General features: G+C 63.3%; 25 protein-coding genes and 1 tRNA gene. 19 read left to right on the plus strand and 7 right to left on the minus strand.

From position 1 onward, the window contains the following. Positions 1-634 precede the first annotated feature (634 nt). Positions 635-1,573: an AraC family transcriptional regulator gene (locus ACYG9R_RS12895; protein ID WP_023824288.1), complete on the minus strand. Its 939-nt coding sequence runs from the start codon at positions 1,571-1,573 to the stop codon at positions 635-637. A gap of 127 nt (positions 1,574-1,700) precedes the next feature. On the opposite strand from ACYG9R_RS12895, the gene ACYG9R_RS12900 reads away from it, so the two are divergent. Next, positions 1,701-2,594: an SDR family oxidoreductase gene (locus tag ACYG9R_RS12900; protein WP_023824287.1), complete on the plus strand. Its 894-nt coding sequence runs from the start codon at positions 1,701-1,703 to the stop codon at positions 2,592-2,594. A gap of 277 nt (positions 2,595-2,871) precedes the next feature. Here ACYG9R_RS12900 and ACYG9R_RS12905 read toward each other — a convergent pair whose 3' ends face one another. After that, the gene (locus ACYG9R_RS12905; protein ID WP_023824286.1) at positions 2,872-3,918 is read right to left on the minus strand and encodes a class I SAM-dependent methyltransferase; all 1,047 of its coding nucleotides are present in this window, start codon (positions 3,916-3,918) and stop codon (positions 2,872-2,874) included. Positions 3,919-4,184: 266 nt separating this feature from the next. Between ACYG9R_RS12905 and ACYG9R_RS12910 the strand changes: the two genes are divergently transcribed. Then, positions 4,185-6,164, plus strand: coding sequence for a putative bifunctional diguanylate cyclase/phosphodiesterase (locus ACYG9R_RS12910; protein WP_023824285.1), 1,980 nt, complete (start codon positions 4,185-4,187; stop codon positions 6,162-6,164). A gap of 140 nt (positions 6,165-6,304) precedes the next feature. On the opposite strand, the gene ACYG9R_RS12915 is transcribed toward ACYG9R_RS12910, so the two are convergent. Beyond that, a tRNA-Ser gene (locus ACYG9R_RS12915) sits at positions 6,305-6,394 on the minus strand. Between the two features lie 369 nt (positions 6,395-6,763). Between ACYG9R_RS12915 and ACYG9R_RS12920 the strand changes: the two genes are divergently transcribed. The 4 genes from ACYG9R_RS12920 to ACYG9R_RS12935 all read left to right on the plus strand — a co-directional run bounded on the left by ACYG9R_RS12920 (position 6,764) and on the right by ACYG9R_RS12935 (position 9,106). Further along, positions 6,764-7,462, plus strand: coding sequence for a 50S ribosomal protein L21 (locus ACYG9R_RS12920; protein ID WP_023726143.1), 699 nt, complete (start codon positions 6,764-6,766; stop codon positions 7,460-7,462). Between the two features lie 99 nt (positions 7,463-7,561). Beyond that, on the plus strand, positions 7,562-7,831 hold the full coding sequence (rpmA, locus tag ACYG9R_RS12925; protein WP_015315190.1) for a 50S ribosomal protein L27: 270 nt from the start codon (positions 7,562-7,564) through the stop codon (positions 7,829-7,831). A 132-nt stretch (positions 7,832-7,963) separates the two neighbouring features. Beyond that, positions 7,964-8,551 carry a GNAT family N-acetyltransferase gene (locus ACYG9R_RS12930; protein ID WP_023824284.1) on the plus strand — a complete coding sequence of 196 codons (588 nt, stop codon included), beginning with the start codon at positions 7,964-7,966 and terminating at the stop codon, positions 8,549-8,551. Positions 8,552-8,572: 21 nt separating this feature from the next. Beyond that, complete coding sequence (locus ACYG9R_RS12935) at positions 8,573-9,106, plus strand: GNAT family N-acetyltransferase (protein ID WP_023726145.1); 534 nt, start codon at positions 8,573-8,575, stop codon at positions 9,104-9,106. Positions 9,107-9,117: 11 nt separating this feature from the next. On the opposite strand, the gene ACYG9R_RS12940 is transcribed toward ACYG9R_RS12935, so the two are convergent. After that, entirely contained in the window at positions 9,118-9,981 is an 864-nt protein-coding gene (locus tag ACYG9R_RS12940) for an endonuclease/exonuclease/phosphatase family protein (protein WP_023700238.1), read from the minus strand. Between the two features lie 167 nt (positions 9,982-10,148). Here ACYG9R_RS12940 and obgE point away from each other — a divergent pair, with 167 nt between their 5' ends. Both obgE and proB read left to right on the plus strand, forming a co-directional pair. Beyond that, positions 10,149-11,180: a GTPase ObgE gene (gene obgE / locus ACYG9R_RS12945; RefSeq protein ID WP_023668691.1), complete on the plus strand. Its 1,032-nt coding sequence runs from the start codon at positions 10,149-10,151 to the stop codon at positions 11,178-11,180. Between the two features lie 2 nt (positions 11,181-11,182). Further along, a complete protein-coding gene (proB, locus tag ACYG9R_RS12950) occupies positions 11,183-12,310 on the plus strand; it encodes a glutamate 5-kinase (protein ID WP_023824283.1) in 1,128 nt (375 codons plus the stop codon). 26 nt (positions 12,311-12,336) lie between these two features. Here the strand turns inward: proB and ACYG9R_RS12955 are convergent, their stop codons facing one another. After that, positions 12,337-12,822 (minus strand): hypothetical protein, encoded by a 486-nt coding sequence (locus ACYG9R_RS12955; protein ID WP_023824282.1) that lies wholly within the window; start codon positions 12,820-12,822, stop codon positions 12,337-12,339. A 78-nt stretch (positions 12,823-12,900) separates the two neighbouring features. Here ACYG9R_RS12955 and ACYG9R_RS12960 point away from each other — a divergent pair, with 78 nt between their 5' ends. The 3 genes from ACYG9R_RS12960 (at position 12,901) to ACYG9R_RS12970 (ending at position 16,371) form a co-directional block, all read left to right on the plus strand. Next, complete coding sequence (locus ACYG9R_RS12960) at positions 12,901-14,181, plus strand: glutamate-5-semialdehyde dehydrogenase (protein ID WP_023824281.1); 1,281 nt, start codon at positions 12,901-12,903, stop codon at positions 14,179-14,181. A gap of 203 nt (positions 14,182-14,384) precedes the next feature. Next, positions 14,385-15,017, plus strand: coding sequence for a nicotinate-nucleotide adenylyltransferase (locus ACYG9R_RS12965; protein WP_023700240.1), 633 nt, complete (start codon positions 14,385-14,387; stop codon positions 15,015-15,017). Positions 15,018-15,102: 85 nt separating this feature from the next. After that, positions 15,103-16,371, plus strand: a complete 1,269-nt coding sequence (locus ACYG9R_RS12970) for an MFS transporter (protein ID WP_460221828.1) — start codon at positions 15,103-15,105, stop codon at positions 16,369-16,371. A 15-nt stretch (positions 16,372-16,386) separates the two neighbouring features. Here ACYG9R_RS12970 and ACYG9R_RS12975 read toward each other — a convergent pair whose 3' ends face one another. Continuing rightward, positions 16,387-17,241: a mechanosensitive ion channel family protein gene (locus ACYG9R_RS12975; RefSeq protein ID WP_352666438.1), complete on the minus strand. Its 855-nt coding sequence runs from the start codon at positions 17,239-17,241 to the stop codon at positions 16,387-16,389. A gap of 240 nt (positions 17,242-17,481) precedes the next feature. Here ACYG9R_RS12975 and rsfS point away from each other — a divergent pair, with 240 nt between their 5' ends. The 5 genes from rsfS to ACYG9R_RS13000 all read left to right on the plus strand — a co-directional run bounded on the left by rsfS (position 17,482) and on the right by ACYG9R_RS13000 (position 22,577). Beyond that, positions 17,482-17,859: a ribosome silencing factor gene (gene rsfS / locus ACYG9R_RS12980; protein WP_023668698.1), complete on the plus strand. Its 378-nt coding sequence runs from the start codon at positions 17,482-17,484 to the stop codon at positions 17,857-17,859. A 62-nt stretch (positions 17,860-17,921) separates the two neighbouring features. After that, a complete protein-coding gene (gene rlmH / locus ACYG9R_RS12985) occupies positions 17,922-18,404 on the plus strand; it encodes a 23S rRNA (pseudouridine(1915)-N(3))-methyltransferase RlmH (protein WP_023668699.1) in 483 nt (160 codons plus the stop codon). 122 nt (positions 18,405-18,526) lie between these two features. Then, positions 18,527-19,885, plus strand: coding sequence for a murein hydrolase activator EnvC family protein (locus ACYG9R_RS12990; RefSeq protein ID WP_023668700.1), 1,359 nt, complete (start codon positions 18,527-18,529; stop codon positions 19,883-19,885). A gap of 1 nt (position 19,886) precedes the next feature. Beyond that, positions 19,887-21,212, plus strand: a complete 1,326-nt coding sequence (locus ACYG9R_RS12995) for a S41 family peptidase (protein ID WP_023668701.1) — start codon at positions 19,887-19,889, stop codon at positions 21,210-21,212. Positions 21,213-21,395: 183 nt separating this feature from the next. Continuing rightward, positions 21,396-22,577 (plus strand): divergent polysaccharide deacetylase family protein, encoded by a 1,182-nt coding sequence (locus ACYG9R_RS13000; protein WP_023815252.1) that lies wholly within the window; start codon positions 21,396-21,398, stop codon positions 22,575-22,577. Positions 22,578-22,596: 19 nt separating this feature from the next. Here the strand turns inward: ACYG9R_RS13000 and ACYG9R_RS13005 are convergent, their stop codons facing one another. Next, positions 22,597-23,061 (minus strand): hypothetical protein, encoded by a 465-nt coding sequence (locus ACYG9R_RS13005; RefSeq protein WP_245260086.1) that lies wholly within the window; start codon positions 23,059-23,061, stop codon positions 22,597-22,599. A gap of 47 nt (positions 23,062-23,108) precedes the next feature. On the opposite strand from ACYG9R_RS13005, the gene ACYG9R_RS13010 reads away from it, so the two are divergent. From ACYG9R_RS13010 to ACYG9R_RS13020, 3 genes are all read left to right on the plus strand, one after another. Continuing rightward, complete coding sequence (locus ACYG9R_RS13010; RefSeq protein WP_023824279.1) at positions 23,109-23,621, plus strand: RNA pyrophosphohydrolase; 513 nt, start codon at positions 23,109-23,111, stop codon at positions 23,619-23,621. A gap of 271 nt (positions 23,622-23,892) precedes the next feature. Next, positions 23,893-25,002, plus strand: a complete 1,110-nt coding sequence (alr, locus tag ACYG9R_RS13015) for an alanine racemase (RefSeq protein ID WP_031199514.1) — start codon at positions 23,893-23,895, stop codon at positions 25,000-25,002. A 93-nt stretch (positions 25,003-25,095) separates the two neighbouring features. After that, complete coding sequence (locus tag ACYG9R_RS13020; protein WP_023668705.1) at positions 25,096-26,352, plus strand: D-amino acid dehydrogenase; 1,257 nt, start codon at positions 25,096-25,098, stop codon at positions 26,350-26,352. Positions 26,353-26,455 lie beyond the last annotated feature (103 nt).

A 26,455-nucleotide genomic window follows, 5' to 3' on the forward strand; every position in this document is an offset into this window, starting at 1 on the left:
GAGGCTTCACGGAAGCTCTTGGAAAAGATTGCCGAGCGGGAACACCATACCCAGCCATAGGGAATGGCCGGTGCAGGTTGGGCATGCTTGTGGGGCTTCACCGCACCGGCCACTGCGGGAAGATATGAGGCCCCCCGCGCCGCCTAAGATATAGGCATATTAGCAATCGCGCAATTAACCCTATTGCGCTACCCAGCCGTAGAGGCAAGGAAATCGGAGAAGTTGGTGCCGGTTAACCGCCAGCACGCGAGCAAGTCATTCTGAAAGCATGAAAAACGCGATTTTGCTCGTGCCAATTGAGCGTCTGAAATCTAGTTCCTGCTGCCGATTATCCCTAAGTTACTGGAATACTTATATTCCCGAAGGGTTGCGAATCAGTCGATTGTCAAGCGCATGCCATGGAGCAAGCAAGGGATCGATCTGAGCAGAAGGGCCGCAGCGGTCGAAGCGCGCTGGGAAATCCGAGCGGCTTCGGCAATTGTCCGCTCTGGCTCGCCCGCTACAACTCGACTCGCGCAGTGTGGACGGAATCACCGGCCATGTGGACGAGAACCATCTGGCGATGTCGTTCACCGAGTTTCGTTCGCGCTTCAGCCTTTAAGGGCAAGGTGATCAAGGCGATCGGATCGCCGCCTCAGGCGGCTTCGCGTTCGGCCTGCGCAGTCAGGTCCGGCTCCCGGCGGCTGTACTGCCGCGGCGAACAGCCCATGACGCGCTTGAATGCCGTGCTGAAGGCGCTTTCGGATTCGTAGCCGAGCGCCAGCGCGATGACGGAAACCGGATCGCCGGAATGCATCAGCCTGTCGCCGGCCAGCATCATGCGCCAGCGCGTCAGATAATCCAGGGGTGAGGCCCCGACCGTCTGCTTGAATCTGAGCGCAAAAGTCGATCGCGACATGCCCGCGCGCTCCGCCAGTTGCTGCAATGTCCAGCCATGCGCCGGGTCCTCGTGCATGGCGCCGATCGCCGCGCCGATCTGCCTGTCGGTAAGTGCGAACAGCCAGCCGACATTGCCTTGCGCGGTCATATGCAGGCGCAAGGCCTCGATCAGGATCATGTGGGCGAGGTGCTCGACGATGAGAAAGCCGCCGGGACGCCGCTGGCGCAATTCCTGCATCATCCGCTCCACCGGCCAGCGAAGCGCCGAATGGTCGCTCTCGCCGCGGATGTGGACGATGGGCGGCAGCATCCGCAAGAGGATGCCGGCATGGTCGCCGGACAGCGTGAAGCGACTGCTGACCAGGAGGAAATCGCCGCCGCCATTATGGACGGTGATGCCGCCGGTCCGCGCCGGTGAAAAGATCGTTCGCGCATCGACCGTCGGCAGGCCGAGATCGCTGGCAATGCGGAAAGGCCGGCCGCGCGGCAACAGGAAGCAGTCGCCCACGTCCAGCCGCACCGCGTCAGGGACGCCCTCGAGCGACAGCCAGCATCGGCCGGACACCACGGCGCCGCATTTGATAGCGGCCTGCTGGTCGGGAAACTGGATCGCCCAGTCGCCACCGGCTTCCAGGCCGGCGGACAGGTAATTGCGCGGCTTCAGTAGCGACAGCACGTCTGACAGCGGATCCATGAGCGTTCTCGGACGATTGCGAAGATATCTCGGATTTTACAGTATAGATCGTATGATCTCAACCTTCTATCTCCTTCGGCAACGGGCTGCTTGTACGGCCTTCGACAAAAACCAAGGAGAAATGATCATGCGTGTGTTCGTTACCGGCGCCACCGGTTTTGTCGGTTTGGCGGTTGTGCGGGAATTGCTCGGGGCGGGCAATCAGGTGCTTGGCCTCGCACGGTCGGAAGCAGGTGCGAAGTCGATCGTGGCAGCGGGTGCCGAGGTGCATCGCGGCGATATCGAGGATCTCGACAGCCTGCGCAGCGGCGCTGCCCGAGCGGATGGCGTCATCCACACGGCCTTCAACCACGACTTTTCGAGATTCGCCGCCAGTTGCGCAGCGGACCAGCGCGCCATCGAAACGCTCGGCGCGGCGCTCGAGGGTTCCGAGCGGCCGCTGCTTGTCACCTCCGGACTCGCCCGTTTTGCGCAGGGAAGGCCGGCAACCGAAGACGACAAACCTGCGCCTCCATCGGCCTCCATGCCGCGCGCTTCGGAAGCAACGGCCGTGGCGCTCGCAGCGCGCGGGGTGCGCGCATCGACGGTGCGGCTGGCGCCGACCGTCCATGGCGAGGGCGATCACGGTTTCGTGCCGATGCTGATTGCCATTGCGCGTGAAAAGGGCGTCTCGGCCTATGTCGGCGACGGCGCAAATCGCTGGGCGGCGGTGCACCGGTTCGACGCCGCCACCCTGTACAGGCTGGCACTGGAGAAGGGGGCGGGCGGCGTCAGCTATCATGCGGTTGCCGAACAGGGCGTGGCGAGCAAAGAGATCGCCGAGATCATCGGCCGCCGGCTCGGCCTGCCGGTCGTTTCCATAGGCCCCGAGGACGCGGCTGCGCATTTCGGCTTTCTCGGGCATTTCATCGGCAGGGACTTGTCGGCGTCAAGTGAGCAGACCCGCACTGCGCTGGGATGGCAGCCGACCGGGCCGGGGCTCATCGCCGATCTCGATCGTGCCCGCTATTTCGAGGCCTGATCAGGCCGGCCAGTCGCGTTGCATTGCACGACCGACAGCCTGGCGATCAGCGGCAGTGCCAGCAACACGGCCAGACGCAGCCCGCCGAGCGGGCAGCACCGTCGTGCTGCTGGAACCGCCGCCACATCTGTATGGCGGCAAGCAGAACGAACACGGCGTAGGCCGCCCGCAGCCCCGGACGACCTGCTCGCCCGTCGCCGGAAAGCCGGCGAAGGCATGGCCTCGTCATGGCAGACCTACCTTGTTACGGGGATGCGCGCGCGATTCCCGCGCCTATTTAGAGATCGCCCTTCCTCACCTTGCCGTAAACGATATTCCGGTTCGAGCCATAGTAGACTTTCGCGTCGAAAGGACTCCCGCCGAGCGCGGCATTGATGATGTCCCACATATCGTCGGCCGAACGTAGGATGAGCGGCCAATCCATGAAAGTCTCCATGTAACCATCCGTCGTTATCTCGTCGCTGAAATTGGCAAACAGGAATTCGCCACCGGGCTTGACGAGTTCCATGGCTCTTTGAAGCAGGCGGACGCCGATGGCACGGGGCAAGTAATCGTAAAGCCCCGATGCGTAGACGAGATCGAATGTGCCAAGGGCGTAGGCGCGGCGCAGGATGCCGCGTACGGAACCCTGGACTGCCTCGACTGCCGTGCCGGCAAAGTCGTGGTTCACCGTGGCTACGCTGACGGGGTCCTGATCCAGGCCGATCCAACGTTGCAGTTTATGCCTGGCCAACGCGTCGGAGCGTTCGGCTTCCCTGAGGTGGCCGCATGCAATCGCCAGCACCTCAGCCTTTTCCACACTGCTGGCTGTCTCGTCCACGGTCCTGGCCAGAATATCCCGCCGCTCGCGCCCCGCCACCGAACTGGCAGCTTCACTGGTGTACGCATAGATTTGCCGACCAAGTAAGGTCGACGAGGCCACGATCTCGTCGGCGATCGGATGCTTGTAGTAAATATCCAGCAGGCCTGCATCGCCCGAATACCCGCGCGGTTTTTCGACCGACCACCGCGTGAACGGGTCCTGGAGCAAATATTCCGCAACCCGATGCTGCTGAGCCAAAGGAACGAGTTTCTGCCAAACCGCGGGAGCAACCTGCCGGCGGAGCTTGTGGAGTCGCCCCGCCAAACGATGGACGACGGGGGCGGCCGGTTTGTGTCGCGCAAAGGCTTGATGAGCAAGGTCCAGTATCAGGGCGAGCTGGGCCGTGCTGTCCCTCAACTCGTCGGAGTCAGCTGCCTCTTCGGAGGTCGCAACATGTTTCTTCATCAGCCTGGTGGTGACCAGGCTGTATTGGTCGAGCTGCAGTTTTGGCTTGATAGGCATGCCGTTTACTCTCCGGTTACCGCCCCGGTCCCCGGCCAGCAGCATAGGTGCGCCGCCAACCAATGCTAATAATTTTAATAAAATTTTAATAAAATTTTAGTCGATGGAGCGGCCATCAATCCTGCAAACTGGCTAAATCCGAACCACCCGTTTACCCTCGGTTAGCGACATCTGACTTTTCCTGCGGACAGGGGCGTCTTCATTCCCCGACCGCAGGCGACGTCGGCTGTTGCATTCGCTACTGCAGATCGCGGAGGAGCGTTGCGATGCAACTGAGCGAGGACGTTGCCCACAAGGTGGCGGCAGCGATTGGACGTCCGCGGTGGCATTCCGCCGATCCGGAACTGCTGGCACTGTTCCTGCAGAAGGATGCCGATGAGAATCGCAGCCTTGTGCGATGGGGTATTGCGGCTGCTGTATTCAGCTATGTGGCCTATGGCCTTTTCGATTGGTTTCTTTTTCCGGATATCGCCGGCCGGCTTGTTTTGACGCGCGTTACGCTAGGGATCACTTCCCTGGCGCTTGTCGAATTTGTCGCCCGACGGGGCTTTGCCCTTGCCACCTTGCACCTTGTAGCAGCGCTGGCGATTGTATCCGGTGCCCTTGGGTGGCTCGTCTCCGCTGTTGGAACAGAGCATCAGGATGCCCTCTCCCATTTCATGGTTTTTGGCACCGTGTTCATCCTGGGTGCGAATCTGTTCTTCAACTTCCGTTTTTGGCTTTCAGCCCTTGCCTCCGCGACGGTCGCCGCAAGCTTTGTGTACGCCGCGATGTTCTCCCTTCAGGCCGACATCGCCGGTCGGGTCGTGTTGTCGGCCTATTTCGTGAACTGCCTCGTCTTGTCGCTTTATCTTTCCTGGCGGCTGAGCCTGGAGCGGTACCAGACCTTCCTGCACGCGCTTCGGGCGCAGTTCCAGGAGCAGGCTGCTATCAAGAAGGGGCAGAAGCTAACCGAAATCGCCGACACCGATCCGCTCACGGGAATGAAGAACCGCAGGGCGATCATTCGAGAATTCTCGGAGCTGCGCGAAGACTGGGCCGCGGACGACGACGAGATAGGGCTCATTCTGATCGACGTCGACTACTTCAAAAGGTTCAATGACGGACTTGGTCATCAGGCCGGCGACGATTGCCTGATCAAACTCGCCCATGTCCTCTCCGAGATGGCGGCTGCCAACAACGCCATCGCGGCCCGCTATGGCGGAGAAGAATTCGTCATTCTCTGCAAGGTCACCGGGCGGGCTCACCTTCATGAGATAACGAAGAAATTCTGTCGCGCTGTAGAGGATTTGGATATCTACCACCCTGATCGGGGCGACAAGCTCAACATCGTAACGATCAGTGCCGGGGCGTCGTTGACGCGCGCCGATCAGAGCATAGAGCTTAGAATCCTGCTGCAGGAAGCTGACCGCGCGCTCTACGCGTCCAAGTTTGCCGGTCGGGCTACGTTCACGATTTACGACCCGCATGCCACCAGCCAGGATCGCTCCGGCGAAAATCTTTCAGAACTGCTGAAGGTGGCAGTTTCCAACCAGCTCGTTTCTGTCGCTTACCAGCCAATTCGCGAGCTGGCGTCGGGACGCGTGCTGGGCCACGAGAGTCTGATGCGGGTATGCGACTTCGACGGCACCATGATCAGTCCGTCCGTATTCATACCCGTTGCCGAGCAGACCGGAGCGATCGTGGAACTGGGTACGTGGCTGATCGATCGAGCCTGCGGTGATATGGCGGAATACGGATTGGGCTCGGTCGTGACGGTGAACGTATCCGTTCTTCAGCTCAAGGCTCCCAACTTTTCACTCCGGATCACCGAAATCCTTGGCAGGCACGGCCTTGCGCCACAGAAACTGGCCATCGAAATCACCGAAGGCAGTGACATCTTTCTGGAGGCGCAAGCGGTCAGAAACGTGGAGCGGTTGCGAAAACTTGGCGTTCAGATCTGGCTGGACGATTTCGGAACGGGATTTGCCGGCCTTACATGGCTGCGCCGGTTCAAATTCGACGTGGTAAAGATCGATCGCAGCTTCCTCCACGATTGCCAGACCTCTCGCGGCTTGAGCCTGTTGCGGGACATGGTCGGACTGCTTCGCAATCTCGGCCATGTCGTGCTCGCCGAGGGCGTCGAAACCGAAGAGCAGTACATATTGCTGCAGCGCCTGGGGGTAAATTTGATGCAGGGCTTCCTCACCGGGCATCCAGTCCCGATCGAAGAGGTAAACCAAATGAGGCAAGGCCTCGTTGCCTAGCGGCAGCCCCTTCGCTGAAGCTTCGGAGGGCATCCTGCTTCGTTCCGGTCCCCCTACGCTACTTCGTAGCTTCGGGCGACACTCCTACGCCCAGATGCGGTTCCGGGTGGCCTGCCACCCGAAGCCCGCAGGGCGTAGGGTGGCGGAGAGGGAGGGATTCGAACCCCCGATGGGCTTGCACCCATGCCGCATTTCGAGTGCGGTGCATTCGACCACTCTGCCACCTCTCCGCGGTCATGGTCGGCCGTTGCCGGCGCGGCGCACTAGATAACGGCTGGGCGGGCAGGTTACAAGGCCAAATCCGCGGGGGAATTCAGCTTCCTGTGCGGGCTCTGTCTGGAGGGCTGCGTTGCGGCCACGTCGGCAGATGGGGCCAACCGGTCCTCGACTGGAGAGATCGGGGGCGGCAAGGAGGCGGCGTGGCCAAGGATTCCGCCCGTTTGCCTTGACTCGTACCGAACCTTCGGTTAGGGGAAGCGCGCAATCGGCGTGGAGGGTTCTTCCACGCCGCTTGTTTTTCGAACCCGCAGACTGACAAAAAGACGGCCGAACCGCGTGACGCGGCTCATCGAGGCCGACCGAACAGCGAAAGGCAAAAAATGTTCGCAGTCATTAAAACGGGCGGTAAGCAGTATCGCGTTGCCGCCAACGATCTCCTGAAGATCGAGAAGCTCGAAGCCAATGTCGGCGATATCGTCGAAATCGGCAGCGTCCTCGCCCATGGCGAAGGCGAAAATGTCACCTTCGGCGCCCCGTTCGTCGATGGCGCTCTGGTCACGGCGGAAGTCGTCGAGCAGGGCAAGAACCGCACCGTCATCGCTTTCAAGAAGCGCCGCCGGCAGAATTCGCGCCGCAAGATCGGCCATCGCCAGCTTCTGACCACCGTGCGGATCGCCGAGATCCTGCTGGGTGGCGCCAAGCCTTCCAAGAAGGCCGCAGCCAAGGTGGAAGTCAAGGCTGACGTAGCGCCCGAGGCGAAGGCCGAGGCCGCGCCGAAGGAAGCCAAGGCGAAGAAGGAAGCCAAAGCCGAGGCTGCTCCGAAGGATGAAGCCAAGACGGAGACCGCCGTCGCCGCGCCGCTGTTCAAGGCGCCGAAGGGCGAGCCGGACGATTTGGCCGTGATCAAGGGCATCGGCCCGGTTGCCGCCGGCCAGCTGCACGAGCAGGGCATCACCACCTTCGCCCAGCTTGCCAAGCTGTCGGACAAGGACGTGGCCAAGATCGACGCGCACATGCCCTTCAGCACCGACCAGATCAACGACTGGCGCGAGCAGGCCAAGGAACTGGCGAAGAAGTAAAACGAACCGGCGACAAGGTCGCCGGATCGGACTTGAAACGGAACGCGAACGCGTTCATAAGACCATTCAAGCGCCCCAGGGCGCATCGGAGTTAGTTAGATGGCACACAAGAAAGCTGGCGGCTCGTCGCGCAACGGTCGCGACTCGCATTCCAAGCGTCTGGGCGTGAAGAAGTTCGGCGGCGAAGCCGTCATCCCGGGCAACATCATCATCCGTCAACGCGGCACCACCTGGCATCCCGGCGTCAATGTCGGCATGGGCACGGACCACACCCTTTTTGCGCTCGAGACCGGCGCAGTCACCTTCAACAAAAAAGCCAACGGCCGAACCTACGTATCGGTCAACCCGATTACCAAAGCCGCGGAGTAGCCGGTTCCGCACTATAAAACCGGCGCCCATCTCGGGAACCGGTGTCTGGCCAAACCAGTGAATGGAGCCAGGAAAAGGATCAGGGGAGATGGGTTTTCCATCTCCCCTTTTTTCTTGCCTGGAGGACGTCGAATGGTTGCCGAAGCGGAAGACACCGAAGACGAAAGTTACGCGATAGATTGCCCGGTGCTGGCCACGGAGCGGCTGGTGATGCGCGCTCCCTGCGAAGCCGATATCGGGCAACTGGTCGAGCTTGCCGACAACCGTCATGTCGCCGAGATGCTGGCCCGCATGCCGCACCCCTATGGCGAGGCCGAGGCACGCGCCTTCCTGGCCATGACCCGGTCGCGCCGGGCCGGCATCGCCTACGCCCTGACGCTCGCCGGCACCGACATTTTCGTCGGCTGCGCCGGCCTCAACATGACCGATCGCGGGCTGGAACTCGGCTACTGGATCGGCGAGCCCTATTGGAAGCGCGGCTATGCGACGGAGGCCGCGCACGCGTTGGTCGACCTCGCCTTCCAACGGACGTCGATCCAGGTGCTGCAGGCTTCGACGCGGGTGATCAATCCGGCCTCGCGCCGGGTCATCCACAAATGCGGCTTCCAGTATGCCGGCCAGGGCATGCTGAACTCGATCGTCGCCGGCCAGGTGCCGGTCGAGCGGTACCGGCTGGACAGAAAGACCTGGATCAGCCTGCGCAACTGGGTCCACTTCTGATGGTTTGTTCCGATCAAGCCGATGGCCGATTATAGCAACGATATCGAAGCAGTCACGATTGCGCCGATGACGCCGCGCGATGTCGAGAGTTTTCACCAGGCGCTCGACATCGTTGCGCGTGAGCGGAAGTACCCGTCTTTCCTGGAAGCGCCGCCGCTCGATCAAACCCGAACATTCATAGTGGACCGCATCGGGAGAGGCGACCCAGGGTTCGTGGCGGTTGTTCGTGGCGAGGTTGTCGGTTGGTGCGATATCTCACGGCATGACCGGCAGATACATGCTCATCGCGGCACCCTTGGAATGGGAATTGTGCCGGACTATCGAGGACGTGGTCTGGGACTGCGGCTTATCAATGCCGCCTTGACGGAAGCACGCAACATCGGCTTCGTCCGCATCGAGCTTTCCGTGCATTCCGACAATGCCCGCGCCATCTCCCTCTACTACAAGGTCGGGTTTGTCACCGAGGGTGTGCAGCGTGACGCGGTCAAGATCGACGGCCGATACGTCGATGCGATCATGATGGCGATCGTCGACCGCAAGAACGCCGGCAGATGAACAATCGCCGGTCAGCCCATCTCGACCCAAATCGGGAGATGGTCCGAGCCGACCGCTTCACGGTCGACCCACAGGCGCTTCAGCGATCCGGCGAGCGAGGCCGAGGTGAAGATGTAGTCGATGCGTTTGTGGCGGCTTGTGTCTTCGGGTCGCGTGGGATCGACCCAGGTGACGACGTCTGGTGTGTTCAGGCGCTGGGCGACGTCGACGGCGAGATCGGCGGTCAGCGGCATGCCGAATTCATGGTCCGGGCGGCCGACGAGTTCGACATATTCGGGCGAGCCGGGCAGCATGTTGAAGTCGCCCATGACTATGAAGGCTTCGGGATAGGGCAGGTCCGGCAGGCCGATCTCGGGAATGCCGGAGAGACCGCCGCCCTCGAAGGCATAGTTCAACAGGCGCTGGCGCAGGAACCTGATCTGGCTGGCGCGCTCAACCGGACTGCGATGGTCAAGATGCGTGGAATAGAAGCGGATGAAGCCGAGCGGGGTCTCGACCAGCGCCTCGAGTGCGCCGCGCTGGAAGTTCATCGCCTCAAGGCTGCGGCTGCGCGGCAAAAGCAGATTGCGCGACAGATGGATCGGCGTCTTCGACAGCACCATGTTGCCGAGCTGGAAAGTGGTGGTGATGGCGCGGCCGGCCTCCAGGCGCGAGCCGACATTGACCTCGAAATTGCTGCCGTAGGCGGCAAAATATTCGGGCAGCGCCTCGCCGATCTCGGCGACCATGTCGCGGTTGCCGTTCCTCGGATTGTTGCGGGTCACTTCCTGCAGCGCGATCACGTCGGCGCCGCGAACCGCCTCGGTGATGCGGCCGAGATCGTAGCGGCCATCCAGACCGATACCGTACTGGATGTTGTAGCTCACAACCTTCATTCCCGCGCCCCTCAAGCTCCGTCCGCGAACACTGCTACCGCGTCCCCGACAAAAGGGCATCCGGCGCTTTAGTCGCAAAACGGCCTCGCCCTTGGCCGCGCCTTGGTTTAGAGCAAGGCGCAAGATCTAGAGCAAAGCCGCAAGGCCAACAGAAACTGCGTAGTCCAATGAAATTTCTCGATCAAGCCAAGGTTTATATCCGCTCCGGCGACGGTGGCGCCGGCTCTGTGTCGTTCCGGCGCGAAAAATTCATCGAGTTCGGCGGCCCGGATGGCGGCGACGGCGGCCGCGGCGGCGATGTCTGGCTGGAAGCGGTCAACGGTCTCAACACGCTGATCGACTATCGCTATCAGCAGCATTTCAAGGCCAAGACTGGTGTCCACGGGATGGGCCGCAACATGACCGGCGCCAAGGGCGCCGATGTGACGCTCAAGGTGCCGGCCGGAACCCAGGTGTTTGCCGAGGACAATGAGACGCTGATCTGCGACCTGACCGTGGTCGGCCAGCGCTTCCTGCTGGCCAAGGGCGGCAATGGCGGTTTCGGCAACCAGCATTTCAAGACCTCGACCAACCAGGCGCCTCGCCGCGCCAATCCCGGCCAGCCCGGCGAAGAGATGAATGTCTGGCTGCGGCTGAAGCTGATTGCCGACGCCGGCCTGGTCGGGCTGCCCAATGCAGGCAAGTCGACTTTTCTGGCAACCGTCACCGCGGCCAAGCCGAAGATCGCAGACTACCCCTTCACCACGCTGCATCCCGGCCTCGGCGTTGCCCGCATCGATGCGCGCGAATTCGTCATCGCCGACATTCCGGGCCTCATCGAGGGCGCGCATGAGGGTGTCGGCATCGGCGACCGCTTCCTCGGCCATGTCGAGCGCACGCGTGTACTTCTGCACCTGGTCTCGGCGCAGGAGGAAAACCCGGGCAAAGCCTACAAGACCGTGCGCGCCGAGCTCGACGCCTATGGCAATGGGCTGATCGAGAAGGTCGAAATCGTCGCGCTCAGCCAGGTGGATATCCTCGACGCCGATGAGCGCAAGAAGAAGGTTGCGTCCCTCAAACGCGCTGCCGGCCGCGCGCCGATGCTGCTGTCGGCGGCCACCGGCGAGGGCGTCGAAGCGGTGCTGCGCGCGCTGATGGCAGTTGTCGGCGAAGCGCGCGACAGGGCTGCCGCTCCCGTCGAGACCCGCTGGGACCGATAGCGATGACGGCGCAGTCGCTGACAAAATACCGGCGCATCACGGTCAAGATCGGTTCGGCCTTGCTGGTCGACCGCACCAGCGGCCTGAAGCGCGACTGGCTGGCTTCGCTTGCCGAGGATATTGCGGTGCTGGCCAATGGCGGCGCCGAGATCCTGGTCGTGTCGTCCGGCGCCATTGCGCTCGGCCGCACCATTCTCGGTCTCGGAAAACGGGCGCTGAAGCTCGAGGAGAGCCAGGCGGCGGCCGCCGTCGGGCAAATTGCGCTCGCCGGCGCATGGTCGGATGCGCTGGGCAAGGGTGCGCTGAAATCGGGCCAGATCCTGCTGACGCTCGGCGACACCGAGGAGCGCCGACGCTATCTGAATGCCCGCGCGACGATCTCGACGCTGCTCAAGATGAAGGCGGTGCCGGTCATCAATGAGAACGACACGGTAGCGACCTCCGAAATCCGCTATGGCGACAATGACCGGCTGGCGGCACGCGTGGCGACGATGATGGGCGCCGACCTGCTGGTGCTGCTCTCCGACATTGACGGGCTCTATACGGCGCCGCCGGCGCGCGATCCCGATGCAAAATTCATTCCGGTGGTCGACCGCATCACGCCCGATATCGAGGCGATGGCGGGGGCGGCCGCTTCCGAACTGTCGCGCGGCGGCATGCGCACCAAGCTCGACGCCGGCAAGATCGCCACCGCCGCCGGCACCGCCATGATCATCACCTCGGGCACCAGGCTGTCGCCACTGATGGCGATCGAGCGTGGCGAGCGCGCCACCTTCTTCAGGCCGAGCGCCAATCCGGTGAAAGGCTACAAGAGCTGGATCGCCGGCCAGCTCGAACCGGCCGGGCGGCTCACCGTCGACGCCGGCGCCATCGGTGCGCTGCTGTCCGGCAAATCGCTGCTGCCGGCGGGCGTCAGGCTGGTCAGCGGCAATTTCTCGCGCGGCGACACGGTGGCGATCCTGTCGCCCGGAGGGCGCGAGATCGCGCGCGGGCTGGTTGCCTATGATGCCGCCGATGCCGTAAGGATCGCAGGCCTGAAGTCCGCCGAGATCGAAACCGTGCTCGGCTACGAGGCGCGCTCGGCGATGATTCACCGCGACGATCTGGTGGTGAGCGGCGCGGCCGAGTGAGGCGCGGCCCTGCGATTGACGGCGCGCTACTTGTCAGGTTCACGCGGCCATTTGGGCGGGTTGCGGTACCTCTCCTGAACGTCCCGTTGAATTTTCAGAAGCTTGCTGCAACCTCCCAACTGTCCTTCAATGATAGCCTTGGCACGTTTATCCATTTCGGCTTGGGGGAGGTCCGTCCCGTCTGCGATGAGGTCGTGCATGACTGAGTCGGCTATCATTGCGTCTGTCGCTTTTTCCTCCTCCATCTTTTTCTTGAATTCTGCTTCAAGCCTCACACGCGGCCCACATCCATGTCCCTCCTCAACTACGACGTAGATTTGGGAAAACGGCTTCGGTAGCGCGCCGCAATAGCGCTCAGCGAGTACGAGGGACATCATCGAACCTACCATGGTCATGGCCAGGCCATCGGGGCTCTCGCCGAGTTCGATCTTGTCATCGCAGTAATCGGCTGCGCGAAGGCCGGTGGGCGCCAGCATCGTGGCCAAAGCAAACAAGACTGCGGCGCTCTTCATTCTGCTCTCCCGAATTTGCGGCCATTGCCGCGAAGGCCGGCCGCGTGTAAATCCACCAGGCTTCACCGGAGCGGTCAGATGTTGAACAAACACCAAGGCGAAGATGTAGCCAGTTTGATGGCACGGATAGGCCGCAATGCGCGCGCCGCCGCCCGACCGCTGGCTATCGCCACGACCAACGCCAAGAATGCCGCACTCGTCGCCATGGCCGACGCGATCATTTCGCGTGAGCAGGACATTCTCGACGCCAACGCCATCGATGTCTCGAATGGCCACGAATCGGGATTGTCCGGCTCGTTCATGGACCGGCTGAAGCTCGATCCGGCGCGCACCCGTGCCATGGCGGATGGCATCCGTGAAATCGCCGAGCTCAGGGACCCGGTCGGCGATGTGATCGCGGCCTGGGATCGCCCCAACGGCCTGCAGATCGAGCGCGTGCGCACGCCGCTCGGCGTTGTCGGCGTCATTTATGAAAGCCGGCCGAATGTGACGGCGGATGCCGGCGCACTCTGCCTCAAGGCCGGCAATCCGGTGATCCTGCGCGGCGGCTCGGACTCGCTCAATTCGTCCGCCGCCATCCATGCCTGCCTGGTCGAGGGGTTGAAGGCCGCCGGCCTGCCCGAAGACGCCATCCAGTTGGTGCCGACCACTGACCGCGCCGCCGTCGGTGAGATGCTGAAAGGGCTTTCCGGCAATCTCGACGTCATCATTCCGCGGGGCGGCAAGAGCCTGGTCGGGCGCGTCCAGAGCGAGGCGCGGGTGCCGGTCTTTGCCCATCTTGAAGGCATCTGCCATCTCTACATCGACCGCTCGGCCGATCTCGACATGGCGGTCAGGATCGCCGTCAACGCCAAGATGCGGCGCACCGGTGTCTGTGGCGCTGCAGAGACTTTGCTGGTCGACCGCGCGGTGGCCTCCACGCATCTGGTGCCGATCCTCGGCGCGCTACGCGCCGCCGGCTGCGAGATCCATGCCGATCAGGAAGTGATGAAGCTGTTCTTCGACGCCAAGCCGGCGACCGATGCCGACTGGGTGACCGAATATCTCGAGGCCATCATCGCGGTAAAGCTGGTAGACGGAATTGCCGGTGCCATCGACCATATCGAGACGTTCTCCTCACACCACACCGAGGCGATCATCGCCGAGGATACCAAAGCGGTCGAGCGGTTCTTCAACGAGATCGACTCGGCGATCCTTTTGCACAATGCCTCGACGCAGTTCGCAGATGGCGGCGAATTCGGCATGGGAGCCGAGATCGGCATCGCCACCGGCAAGATGCATGCGCGCGGTCCGGTCGGCGTCGAACAGCTGACCTCGTTCAAATACCGCGTGCGCGGGTCGGGACAGGTGAGGCCTTGAATCATTCGCGTCAGGGCTTGAGGCATTGAGCCCAGACACCCCCCTCTGTCCTGCCGGACATCTCCCCCGCAAGGGGGGAGATCAGCTTTTTCTTCCGCTTTCGCCAATCACTAACGTTGCAAGAAAATTGCCTTTGCCGAAGCTGCTGATCTCCCCCCTTGCGGGGGAGATGCCCGGTAGGGCAGAGGGGGGTGCCTAGCACCATGCTGTCGTCCCTTCAGCCCGCCATCCCCTCGCACTACCTCCGCATGCCGCATGCCGAGAAAGGCCTCGCCGTCGGCCTGTTCGGCGGATCGTTCAACCCGCCGCATGCCGGCCATGCGCTGGTGGCGGAAATTGCCTTGCGGCGCCTCGCGCTCGACCAGCTCTGGTGGATGGTCACTCCAGGCAATCCGCTGAAGAGCACGAGGGAATTGGCGCCGCTGAGCGACCGGCTGCTGCAGTCGGAGCAGATCGCCAAGAACCCGAAGATCAAGGTCACCGCCTTCGAGGCGGCGCATCATATTCGCTTCACCGCCGACACGCTGGCGTTGGTCAAGGCACGCAATCCCGGCGTCGATTTCGTCTGGATCATGGGCGCCGACTCGCTTCGCGATTTCCACCGCTGGCAGCGCTGGCGCCAGATCGTCATGACCTTCCCGATCGCCGTCATCGACCGCCCGGGCGCGACGCTGTCCTTCCTGTCCTCGGTCGTGGCCAAAACCTTCGACTATGCCCGCGTCGACGAGGGTGACGCGCCCCGGCTCGCCCGCATGAAGGCGCCGGCCTGGACTTTTATTCACGGCCCGCGTTCGTCGCTGTCATCGAGTGCTATTCGCAAGCAAGCCAAGGGGTAACTCGTAAGGCCAGATCGCCGATGTCGCTTTTACGGCGGCCTTTCGCGATCCGCTGGGCGATGCTGCGCTGGATATGGCCAATTCAGTGAACCAGACCGACATCGACCACAATCATGGCGCCCCGCCGGCGCCCGTGATCGCCATTGCCAGCGTAATCATGTCGATGGCGCTGATCGCGGTCGGCAACGGGTTGATGTTCGCCTATATCCCGGTCCGGCTTGGCGTCGAGCGCTTCGATCCGACCTGGGCCGGGCTGATCATCACCGGCCTGTCTGCCGGCGGACTTGCCGGCTGTATCCTGACCGGGCCGCTGGTGCGCCGCGTCGGGCACGCCCGCGCCTTCATGGTGCTGTCGGCGCTGATAGCGCTGTCGAATGCTGCCATTGGCGCCGGCACCTACCCGCTGCTGTGGATCGCGGCGCGCGCGCTTTACGGTTTTGCCATATGCGGCCTGTTCATCGTCGCCCAGAGCTGGCTCAACGATGCCGTCGCAAACGCCATTCGCGGCCGGGTGATGGCGGTGTTTTACGTCGCCTATGTCGCCGGACTTGGCGTCGGCTATGCCCTGCTGGCGGCGGTCGACATCGCGACGGCGCAGGCGCCGCTGATCGGCATTGCCTTCACCGCGGTGTCGATCCTGCCGGTCGGCATGACGCGGTTGGCTCAACCGCCGCCACCTCGCGCAGCCTCCGTGGCGCTCGGTCGCGCCTGGCGGATTTCGCCGGTCGGAGTGGCCGGCATGCTCGCCGTTGGCGGTCTGTCGATGGCGATCGCCGGCTTTGCGCCGATCCACGCCACGGCCAAAGGCTACAGCCAGGCCGATGTGGCGCTGCTTTTGTCGGCCATGCCCGTCGGCACGCTGATCCTGCAGATCCCGCTCGGCTGGATTTCGGATCGTACCGATCGCCGTTACGTGCTGGCCGGCGCTGCGGCACTGGCCATCGTTGCCGGTATTCTGGCTATCGGCTTTGACGGTGGCGCTCTGGCGGTGCTGGTGGTGATCTATGTGATCTGGGACGGCGCCTCGGAATCGATCTATTCGCTGGCCAGCGCGCATGCCGCCGACCGCGCCGGCAAGGACGACATGGTGGCGCTGTCGAGTTCGTTGCTGTTTGCCTGGTCGCTGTCGGGGTTCATCGTGCCGGGTATCGTGACGGCCCTGTCGGCTGTCTATGGCACGCAGGCCTTCATTTATGTGGCCATCGTCATCGCCACTGTCTTCTGCCTGTTCGTGCTGTGGCGAGTGGCCACCACGCGCGCCGTCCCCGCTACGGAGACCAGCAGTTTCGCGCCGATGTCGGCGCAGGCGCCGCTGCCGGTGGAGCTCGCCTACGCCCCGGAAGATAAGCGCTGAACGGTTTCACAGCTCCTACTGCCTGGTGGCGGCAGTTTCCTGTCGAGCCTCCGGCGGAGGTGCGGGAACCGAAATGGCTTCGGCGTCGAACGCCTGCTTGACGCGTTTGGTGAGATCGATCTGGGTGGCGAAGAAATCCGCCGCCGTGGTCCAGTAGCGCAAGGTGATGGCGACGCTGGCATCGCCCACCGTGGCGACGAAGGCGATCGGCGCCGGCTCTCGCTTGACGCGGCGCTCGCCGCCGGCAACGCCCAGCATGGTTTTCTGCGCCAGGTCGATGTCGTTCCAGGAGCCGATGCTCAGCGTGATATCGCCGCGGCGCACACCATTACGGGTAAAATTGCGCACCGGCTGGTTCCATAGCGTCGAATTGGGCGCCAGCACATAGACGCCGTCTGTCGTGCGGAGCTTGGTGGCGAACAGGCCGATTTCCTCGACGGTGCCGGAAATGGCGCCGACCTCGACATATTCGCCGATGCGGAATGGCCTGAGCGCCAGAAGCATGATGCCTGCGGCGATGTTCTGCAGCGTGCCTTGCAGCGCCAGGCCGATTGCCAGCCCGATGGCGCCGATGGCGGCGATGATCGAGGCCGTCTGAACGCCGAACTGGCCGAGCACCATGATGATGACCAGGATCAGGATGGCGTAGCGCACGATCTTCGAGAAGAAATGGCGCAGCGTCGCGTCGAAACCATGGATATGGCCGAGGCCGGCTGAGATCGATCGTTCTGCGAGCCCGGCGACGAGATAGCCGACGACCAGCAGGATGATGGCGCCGATGGCGGAGAAGGAATAGGAAACGATCAGCGTGCTGAGTTGCGCAAGGCCAGCCTGCACGGTGAGCAGCGTGTTCTGGGGGTCGATTGGCATCAGGAAAATCCGTTTGGGGGTGTGTCGATAACCTCTGCCGCGGCCATGGGTTCCGATTTTTCTCAAGGCTCCGGAACCGGAAGTCGTGCACTGCGTTCGCGCTGGCAGGGCCTCCCGTCTTGAAACTGCAAGGGAACTCTGCCTATCTATAGGGTGTCACCTGATTTCGTGGGTGATTTGGTTGTTCTTGCTGCGAAAGGAAATACACTGAGAACAGCATTGCGGAAGAAGGCTGACATCATGCCTTCGCCGGCCAGGATCAGCGTAGATGACGCCGTGTCCCGTGCCATCAAGACAGTCCTTGCCAGTCTGGAAGACTCCAAGGCCGAAAATATTGTCTCAATCGACATTCAGCGGAAATCGAGCCTCGGCGACTATATGGTCATCGCGTCGGGCCGGTCGCACCGTCATGTCTCGGCTGTCGCCGACCACCTCCTCAAGGCGCTCAAGGATGCCGGTCTCGGCACGGCGCGCGTCGAGGGGCTGTCCGGCGCCGACTGGGTCCTGATCGATTCAGGCGACATCATCGTCCATGTCTTCCGCCCAGAAGTCCGCGAATTCTACAATCTTGAAAAGATGTGGCAGGCGCCGGACCTCGAGGAAGAGACCTTGCACTGAGCTCCGTCTCATGTCGTAACCATCCTGGGTGCGACATGGATTGAAAGCTCGCCGAGGCAGGGATGAAGATAGCAGTTCATGCCGTGGGCCGGATGAAGGCCGGCCCCGAGAGAGAACTCGCCGACCGCTATTTCGAGCGTTTCGCCAAGAGCGGCCCGGCGATCGGGTTCGAATTCTCTGGTGTCGCCGAGATCGCCGAGGGACGAGCCCAGAACGCCAATGAGCGCCGCCGCGAGGAAGGCCAGAAGCTGCAGGCACAGCTGCAGCCGGGCACGGCGCTGTTCCTGCTCGACGAACGCGGCAAAAACCTGTCCTCAGACGATTTCGCCAGCCGTATCGGCCAGCTGCGCGATGGCGGACGCAAGGCGTTGGTCATCGCCATTGGCGGCGCCGACGGGCACGACCAGTCGATTCGCGACCAGGCTGAGCTGATGGTCTCGTTCGGCGCGGCGACCTGGCCGCACCAACTGGTGCGTGTCATGCTGGGCGAGCAGCTCTATCGGGCGGCAACGATTCTTTCGGGACATCCCTACCACCGTTCGTAAATCAGTGGGTCGAGGGTCAATCGTCCGGATTTCCGCCCCAATGCGCGGCTGTTTTGTGCTAGGCTTCGGTTCGATCATGGTTGATGGTTCGTTAACGAAGCCACGCATAGAGTCGGGCTTCAATGGCTGACAACGGGAAATCACGAACGGGCTTCCGGCACGCGCGCTGCGGCATCGCTGCAGCGGTGGTTTTGCTGTCGCTCGGGCTTGCGCGGGCCGAAAATACGCTGGACGTGGCGCCCGACCCCGATCTGAGCCGTGCCGAATATGAGAAGGTGTCGGCCGAGATCACGCTGTCGTCCGAACGGCTGGCCAAGCTCGCCGCCGACATTGCTTCGGTCAAGAAGGACCATGCCTCGATCACCGCGGCGCTTATCCAGTCGGCGATGACCGAGCAGAAGCTCGGCCAGGACATCGAGGATATCGGCGCCAGGCTCGAAGGACTGAAGGGCGAGGAACAGAAGATCCGTGTCTCGCTGGCGGCGCGGCGCGACGTGCTGGCCGAGGTGCTGGGCGCGCTGCAGCGCATGGGGCTCAATCCGCCGCCGGCGATCCTGGTCAAGCCGGAAGACGCGCTGTCGTCGGTGCGCAGCGCCATCCTGCTCGGCGCAGTGGTGCCGGAACTGCGCCAGCAGACCGACAAATTGCTGGCCGACCTCAGGGAACAGACCCGGGTGACGGCCTCGATCGAGGCCGAGCGGACGCGGCTGACGGCGGCGGTCGGCGAGCAGACGGCGGAAAAGAAACGCCTCTCCATGCTGCTCGAAGCCAAGCAGAAGCTCGAGGCGGACACCTGGACGGCGATGGCCGCTGAAAAGCAGCGGTCCCAGGCGCTTGCGGCCAAGGCCGGCAGCCTGAAAGAGCTGATCGCTTCGCTTGAAGCCGACAAGAGCCGCAAGGCGGCGGATGCCGTCAAGGCAGGCGAACAGAAAGCGGCCGACAGCGATAAGCCGGACGCCGATAACGCCGATGCAGGCACAACCGCGTCGACGGAGCTGGCTTCGCTGCCCGTGCCGGAAGGCAACCGCCTCACCGCCGCTGCGCCGTTTTCGGCACTTCAGGGACAAGTCTCGCTGCCGGTCACCGGCAAGATCAAGCTGCGTTTCGGGGCCGATGACGGTAACGGCGCGGTGATGCTTGGCGACATGGTTGCGACACAATCGGGAGCCATCGTCACGGCACCGGCGGACGGAAATGTGCTTTATGCGGGGCCTTTTCGCTCCTATGGTCAACTCTTGATCCTCAATGCGGGAGACGGCTATCATGTCGTCCTGGCGGGGATGAGCAGAATCAGCGTCGCGTCTGGCCAGTCGGTGCTCGCAGGAGAGCCGGTCGGCGCGATGGGAGAGGCCCGGGTGGCAAGCACCTCGGCCTCGAAGAATGGAAATGCCACGCCGGAACTCTACGTCGAGTTCCGCAAGGATGGAAAACCCGTCGATCCGACCCCATGGTGGGCGGACCGCTTCTCTGGAAGGACGTGAAATGATGCGGAAACTGTCGCTTCTTATTGCCGGTGCGCTGATGGGCGCGTCAGCGATGAGCCTGGTCTATGGCGCGCCCGGCTCGACGGCGAACGCTGCAGGCTCCGAGACCTACAAGCAACTGGCGATCTTCGGCGACATCTTCGAGCGCGTGCGGGCGCAGTATGTGACGCCGCCGGACGACAAGTCGCTGGTCGAAAACGCCATCAACGGCATGCTCACCTCGCTCGACCCGCACTCCTCCTACATGAACGCCGAGCAGGCGCAGGACATGCGCGTGCAGACCAAGGGTGAGTTCGGCGGCCTCGGCATCGAGGTCACCATGGAGAACGACCTGGTCAAGGTGATCACGCCGATCGACGACACCCCGGCTGCCAAGGCAGGCGTGCTGGCCGGCGACTATATCGCCAAGATCGACGGCCAAGAGGTTCGCGGCCTGACGCTCAACGATGCAGTCGAAAAGATGCGCGGCCTGGTCAACACGCCGATCAAGCTGACCATCCTGCGCCAAGGCGCCGACAAGCCGATCGAGCTGACGGTGGTGCGCGATATCATCAAGGTCAAGGCGGTCAAGTTCCGGGTCGAGAACGACATCGGCTACATGAAGATCACCTCCTTCACCGAAAAGACCTATGACGACCTCGAGAATGCCATCGACACCATCAAGAAGCAGGTGCCGAACGACAAGCTCAAGGGCTATGTGCTCGATCTCAGGCTCAACCCGGGCGGCCTGCTCGACCAGGCGGTGAGCGTGTCCGACGCCTTCCTCGACCGTGGCGAGATCGTCTCGACCCGCGGCCGCGACCCGAAGGACGTCACACGCTTCGACGCCAAGGCAGGCGACGACATCGGCGCCAAGCCGCTGATCGTGCTCGTCAATGGCGGTTCGGCCAGCGCCTCCGAGATCGTCGCCGGCGCGCTGCAGGACCTGCGCCGCGCCACAGTGGTCGGCACGCAGTCATTCGGCAAGGGCTCGGTGCAGACCATCATCCCGCTTGGCGAGAACGGCGCGCTGCGCCTGACGACGGCGCTCTATTACACGCCGTCCGGCAAGTCGATCCAGGGCAAGGGCATCACGCCCGACATCAAGGTCGACCAGCCGCTGCCGCCCGAACTGCAGGGCAGGGACCTGACGCGCGGTGAATCTGACCTCAAGGGCCATATCAAGGGGGCCGACGAGAGCGATACCGGCTCGGGCTCGGCTGCCTATGTGCCGCCGGATCCAAAGGACGATCTGCAGCTGATCTATGCCGAACAGCTGCTGCGCGGCCAGAAGACCGATCCGGCATTCCCGCCGAATCCTGAGAAGGCAGTGCTTAACCAGTAAAATCGACTGGTAGCTCTGGCTGCCCAATCGAAGCGATGCAATGCTGCCGGGACCGTGAGGTTCCGGCAGTTTGATTCGGGGGCAGCTGGGCGCTGCGCCTCAAAAGGCGCAGGGGACGCGCCTTCAGTTTTGGATCTGCGCATGGCGAAAAGATTTCGCTGATCACGCGCCCGGGGATGCGGCTTGGCTGACGTCGGCAAGGACATCGAACGCCCGCTCGGACAGACCGTCCGACCGCGTGCTGCGTCGCGCGGGATCAGCGCTGGCGCCGTCGCGGCGACGCTGGTCGTGCTGGCCGCGGTCGGCATCTCCGGCGCGATCGCGCTGCGCGAGAAGCCGTTCCGCAAACCGGAAGCAATCGCGGTCTCGACGCCAAAGGTGACGGCGGCGGCCGAGCCCGCGGCCGCAGCGCCCACTGCTCAAGCGACGGCGGCAGCGCCGAAGGCGGAAACGCCCAAGGCCAGCGGTCCGCAGATCATCCATGTGCAAACCCAGGAGGGTGACGGCCCGCCCAATGCAGCCATTGTCATCCACGACCCGTCGACGATCGGCCAGAACCTGAAGATCGCGCATGTCCCCGACAGGGCGCTGATCGAGGCCAGCGACACCGGCCCACTCCCGGTTCGCGCCGCTGACGGCCGGCGGCCGTTCGATGTCTATGCGCGGCCGTGGTCGGGTTCGCGCGGCGCTCGCGTGGCAATCGTCATCGGCGGGCTTGCCGTGTCGCAGACCGGCACGCAGGCGGCGATCGCCAAGCTGCCGGCCGAAGTGACGCTGGCTTTTGCGCCGCAAGGCAACAGCATTGGCCGGTGGATGCAGGCGGCACGGCAGAGCGGGCATGAGGTGGTCATGCAGGTGCCGCTCGAACCGTTCGACTATCCCAATGTCAATCCCGGCCGCAACACGCTGACAGTGGCGGCAAGCCAGGACGACAATCTGAAGAATCTGCGCTGGGCGCTGTCGCGGACCACCAACTATACCGGCGTCATGAACTATATGGGGGCGCGCTTTTCGGCCGACGCGACAGCGATGGGGCCGTTCATGGCCGAGCTTGGCAAGCGCGGCCTTGCCTATATCGATGACGGCTCGTCCGCACGGAGCTTGGCGTCCGATCTCGCCTTGAAGGACGGTGTGCCGTTCGTCGCCGGCGATACGGCAATCGACGCCGTGCAGGACCGCGGCGCCATCCTGAAAAAGCTCGACGCGCTGGAAGCGACCGCGCGTGCGAAAGGCTCCGCCGTCGGCATCGGCTCGGCTTTCGACCTCACCGTCGACACCGTGGCGTTCTGGGCGGTCGAAGCGAAAAAGCGCGGCATCGAGATCGTGCCGATCTCGGCGGTGGCCATCGACCCGGAAAAGGGCTGACCGGCGCTTGTGGCGATTTTCAACGATGCCGAGAAAAGAGCTCTCTCTGGGCCTGATTGATTGAACCATCATCCCAGTCGACCTCGCGCTTTGATTGCGGGATGTGTCTCCGCCGATATTCGTTGTTGTAGAACAGGGTGCCGTGGATTCCGAGCACATCGCGTTTCAGGATGGGACGACCCCAAAGCGGCGCCAGCACGCGACCTGCCTCGTCTTCACCAAGCCGCTCAAATAAATCTTCGGCCAGTTCCATGTCTCTTCCATCCGGGAAGATGGCGGCGTACTCCTCCTCTGTTGCCTCGAACACGCTGAAGGTTGCGTTCAAGGCGCCGTCGATGATTTGAATATTTTTCATGGGATTACTCTGCCATTCGACCGCAACGGCGGCAACGGGGCCGGGTGGCAGTGACTGGAACGAACCCAAGTTTTCCGCTTCCGGGGCAAGCCTACTTTGAGTACGCTCCGCTCCGGTTCTCGAAATCATTCGCCACTGCCTCGCCGGAGCGAATCTCAGAACGGCTTTAAACTCCGATGGCTAAAAAGATCGATCCCGAGACGCTGCCATACCGCCCCTGTGTCGGGCTGATGATCCTCAATGGCGACGGGCTGGTCTGGGTTGGGCACCGCATCGCCGAGCCGGACAGCGAATTCGCCGGCACCACGCAGCTCTGGCAGATGCCGCAAGGCGGCATCGACGAGGGCGAGGAGCCGCTGCAGGCGGCCGGGCGCGAGCTCTATGAAGAGACCGGCATGCGCTCTGTCACGCTGCTGGCCGAGGCGCCGCACTGGATCAATTACGACCTGCCGCCCGATCTGGTCGGCATAGCCCTCAAGGGGCGTTATCGCGGCCAGACGCAGAAATGGTTCGCCTACCGCTTTCACGGCGAGGCCAGCGAGATCCAGATCAATCCGCCGCCCGGCGGCCACACCGCCGAATTCGATGAATGGGCATGGCGGCCAATGCAGGACCTGCCCGATCTGATAGTGCCGTTCAAACGCAACGTCTATGAGGATGTGGTGGCGACGTTCCGTCATCTTGCCTAGCTGGATGTGACGGTTCGCACGGCACCTGATTCGTGCTTTATTGATCGGGACACCCGCAGCCACGAGACCCATATGAACGACGCCGGGCAATGGCCTCTTAGCGCAGCGTATGGGCTGCCCCTCACCCGCCTGCCGGCTTTCGTCACTCGAAAAGCCAAGCAGTTGGCTTTTCGTCCGCTTTACGCCGACCGCTCCTCAACTCCCCGTATAGGGATAGGGAGAGATATCCGGCAGGACAATGAGGGGCAGCGCCGACTTCAGCGGGTCTGCGATGCATAAAGCCAAAGATACGATCAGCGAAGCGGCGGCCGGCGCCATTCTCACCATCGATCTCGGCGCTATCCGAGAGAATTACCGGCGGCTCAAGGCAAAGCTCGGCGGCGTGCGCTGCGCCGGCGTCGTCAAGGCCGACGGTTACGGGCTCGGCGCGCGGCAAGTGGCGGCGGCACTGGTTGCCGAAGGCTGCGACAGCTTCTTTGTCGCGCATCTCACCGAGGGTGTCGCGCTGCGCGACGCACTCGGACCGAAGCTGGAAATCCATGTGCTGAACGGCCTGCCGCCGGGCTCGGAATCTGAAGCGGTGGCCGCCGACCTTGTTCCCGTCATCAACAGCACCGGGCAACTGAAGGCGTGGAGCGAGGCAGGCCAAAAGGCCGGCCGCAAGCTCAAGGCCGCCATCCAGGTCGACAGCGGCATGTCGCGGCTGGGCATGGCGCCGGCAGAGGTCGAGGCGCTTACGGCCGATGCTTTCGCCGGCGTCGATGTCGTCCTCGTCATGAGCCATCTGGCCCGCGCCGACGAGCCGGGCAATCCGGCCAATGACGCGCAGCTCAAAGAGTTCGAACGGCTGCGCAAAATGCTGCCCAAGGCGCCGGCGTCGCTCGACAATTCCTCCGGCATCTTTCTTGGGCCGCGCTATCAGTACGACCTGGCGCGTCCGGGCGCTGCGCTCTACGGCATCAATCCGACGCCTGATGAGGCGAACCCGATGCTGCCGGTGGTGCGGCTCGAGGCAAAGATCATCCAGACACGCGGCATCGATAAGGGCGCGGGCGTCGGCTACGGACATGCGTTTCTGGCCAGCGGTCCCTTGCGCGCGGCGACGATCTCGCTCGGCTATGCCGATGGCTGGCACCGGCGCGCGGCTTCGGCTGCCTGGCTCGACGGCGTGCGACTGCCCTTTGTCGGGCGGGTGTCGATGGATTCGATCATACTCGACATCTCGGCCCTGCCGGCCGGCCGGCTGCGCGAGGGCGACCTTGTCGAACTCCTAGGCCCCTCGCAGAGCGTCGATGACGCCGCCGGTCATGCCGGCACGATCGGTTATGAAATCCTGACCAGTCTCGGCCCCCGCTTCCACCGCCGCTATATCAACGAATAGAGCCGCGACACGCCGCCCCTTGGCGGACGCCGCAGAATCCGGCAGACAGGAGGCGGCGGCCCTCTGACGGAAGTCGTCGTGGAGAGTGATGCGATGAAGATCTTCGTGTTGGGCGGCGGCGTTATCGGGGTCACCACTGCCTATTATCTCGCTGAGGCCGGCCACGAGGTGACGGTGTTCGACCGCCAGAAAGGGCCGGCGCTGGAAACCAGCTTCGCCAATGCCGGCGAGATCTCGCCGGGCTATGCTTCGCCCTGGGCCGGCCCCGGCATTCCGCTGAAGGCAATCAAGTGGCTGTTGATGAAGCACGGCCCGCTGGTGGTGCGGCCGGCCTTCGATCCGTATATGTGGACATGGCTCATCAAGATGCTGCGCAATTGCACCGCGGATCGCTACGCCATCAACAAGGCGCGCATGGTGCCGCTCGCCGAATACAGCCGCGACACGCTGAAGGCGCTGCGCGAGGCGACCGGCATCGCCTATGACGAGCGGACCAAGGGCACGCTGCAGCTGTTTCGCACGCAAAAGCAGCTCGACGGCACCGGCGGCGATGTCGAGGTGCTGAAGAAATATGGCGTTCCCTACGAGTTGCTCGATCCCGAAGGCTGCATTGGGGCCGAGCCGGCGCTGGCCGGCGTGCGGGAAAAGTTTGTCGGCGGGCTGAGATTGCCCGGCGACGAAACTGGCGACTGCAAGATGTTCACCGATCGGCTGGCCGAGCTCTGCGTGGCGCGCGGCGTCACGTTCGAGTACGGCACGCAGATCCGGCGCTTCTCCAAGAACCGCAATCGCATCGTCAGCGTCGGCACCGACCAGCGCTCGCGCGCCGCCGACGCTTATGTGCTGGCGCTGGGCAGCTATTCGGCGCGCTTCATGCGCCTGCTCAGGCGCCCGATCCCGGTCTATCCGGTCAAGGGCTATTCGATCACCGTTCCGATCAAGGACGCGGTCGCCGCCCCGGTGTCGACGGTAATGGACGAAACCTACAAGGTGGCGATCACCAGGCTCGGCGACCGCATCCGCGTCGGCGGCACGGCGGAGATTTCCGGCTTCGATCTCAGGCTGCACGAATCGCGCCGGCGCACCCTCGAACATTCGGTCGGCGATCTGTTCCCGGATGGCGGCGACCTCAAGGCGGCGTCCTTCTGGTGCGGGCTGCGGCCGATGACGCCGGACGGGCCGCCGCTGGTCGGCCGCACCGAGTTCTCCAACCTCTATCTCAACACCGGGCACGGCACGCTTGGCTGGACCATGGCCTGCGGCTCGGCCAAGGTGCTGTCCGACATCATCTCCAGCAAGGTGCCTGATATCGATGTGCGGGAGCTGGGGCCGGAGCGGTATTTGAGGTAGGGGTGCTTTTTAAAGCTGGCGGGCCAGCACCCCCTCTGTCCTACCGGACAGAGGGGTGTAAAGGATCGCTACAGAACGGCATTCCTTCAGCCTCGCCAGCCCC

This window comes from Mesorhizobium sp. RSR565B, assembly GCF_054719465.1.

Bases quoted from the DNA above. Each gene is read 5' to 3' on its own strand.
- ACYG9R_RS12990 (WP_023668700.1), top strand. From the start codon at position 18,527: ATGGCTGACAACGGGAAATCACGAACGGGCTTCCGGCACGCGCGCTGC.
- ACYG9R_RS12975 (WP_352666438.1), bottom strand. From the start codon at position 17,241: ATGCCAATCGACCCCCAGAACACGCTGCTCACCGTGCAGGCTGGCCTT.
- ACYG9R_RS12940 (WP_023700238.1), bottom strand. From the start codon at position 9,981: ATGAAGGTTGTGAGCTACAACATCCAGTACGGTATCGGTCTGGATGGC.
- ACYG9R_RS12930 (WP_023824284.1), top strand. From the start codon at position 7,964: ATGGTTGCCGAAGCGGAAGACACCGAAGACGAAAGTTACGCGATAGAT.
- ACYG9R_RS12995 (WP_023668701.1), top strand. From the start codon at position 19,887: ATGATGCGGAAACTGTCGCTTCTTATTGCCGGTGCGCTGATGGGCGCG.
- obgE (WP_023668691.1), top strand. From the start codon at position 10,149: ATGAAATTTCTCGATCAAGCCAAGGTTTATATCCGCTCCGGCGACGGT.
- ACYG9R_RS12910 (WP_023824285.1), top strand. From the start codon at position 4,185: ATGCAACTGAGCGAGGACGTTGCCCACAAGGTGGCGGCAGCGATTGGA.
- ACYG9R_RS12965 (WP_023700240.1), top strand. From the start codon at position 14,385: ATGCTGTCGTCCCTTCAGCCCGCCATCCCCTCGCACTACCTCCGCATG.
- proB (WP_023824283.1), top strand. From the start codon at position 11,183: ATGACGGCGCAGTCGCTGACAAAATACCGGCGCATCACGGTCAAGATC.
- ACYG9R_RS12920 (WP_023726143.1), top strand. From the start codon at position 6,764: ATGTTCGCAGTCATTAAAACGGGCGGTAAGCAGTATCGCGTTGCCGCC.
- rpmA (WP_015315190.1), top strand. From the start codon at position 7,562: ATGGCACACAAGAAAGCTGGCGGCTCGTCGCGCAACGGTCGCGACTCG.
- ACYG9R_RS12935 (WP_023726145.1), top strand. From the start codon at position 8,573: ATGGCCGATTATAGCAACGATATCGAAGCAGTCACGATTGCGCCGATG.
- ACYG9R_RS13005 (WP_245260086.1), bottom strand. From the start codon at position 23,061: ATGATTTCGAGAACCGGAGCGGAGCGTACTCAAAGTAGGCTTGCCCCG.
- ACYG9R_RS13010 (WP_023824279.1), top strand. From the start codon at position 23,109: ATGGCTAAAAAGATCGATCCCGAGACGCTGCCATACCGCCCCTGTGTC.
- rlmH (WP_023668699.1), top strand. From the start codon at position 17,922: ATGAAGATAGCAGTTCATGCCGTGGGCCGGATGAAGGCCGGCCCCGAG.
- ACYG9R_RS12895 (WP_023824288.1), bottom strand. From the start codon at position 1,573: ATGGATCCGCTGTCAGACGTGCTGTCGCTACTGAAGCCGCGCAATTAC.
- ACYG9R_RS12955 (WP_023824282.1), bottom strand. From the start codon at position 12,822: ATGAAGAGCGCCGCAGTCTTGTTTGCTTTGGCCACGATGCTGGCGCCC.
- ACYG9R_RS12900 (WP_023824287.1), top strand. From the start codon at position 1,701: ATGCGTGTGTTCGTTACCGGCGCCACCGGTTTTGTCGGTTTGGCGGTT.
- ACYG9R_RS12960 (WP_023824281.1), top strand. From the start codon at position 12,901: ATGTTGAACAAACACCAAGGCGAAGATGTAGCCAGTTTGATGGCACGG.
- alr (WP_031199514.1), top strand. From the start codon at position 23,893: ATGCATAAAGCCAAAGATACGATCAGCGAAGCGGCGGCCGGCGCCATT.
- ACYG9R_RS12905 (WP_023824286.1), bottom strand. From the start codon at position 3,918: ATGCCTATCAAGCCAAAACTGCAGCTCGACCAATACAGCCTGGTCACC.
- ACYG9R_RS13020 (WP_023668705.1), top strand. From the start codon at position 25,096: ATGAAGATCTTCGTGTTGGGCGGCGGCGTTATCGGGGTCACCACTGCC.
- rsfS (WP_023668698.1), top strand. From the start codon at position 17,482: ATGCCTTCGCCGGCCAGGATCAGCGTAGATGACGCCGTGTCCCGTGCC.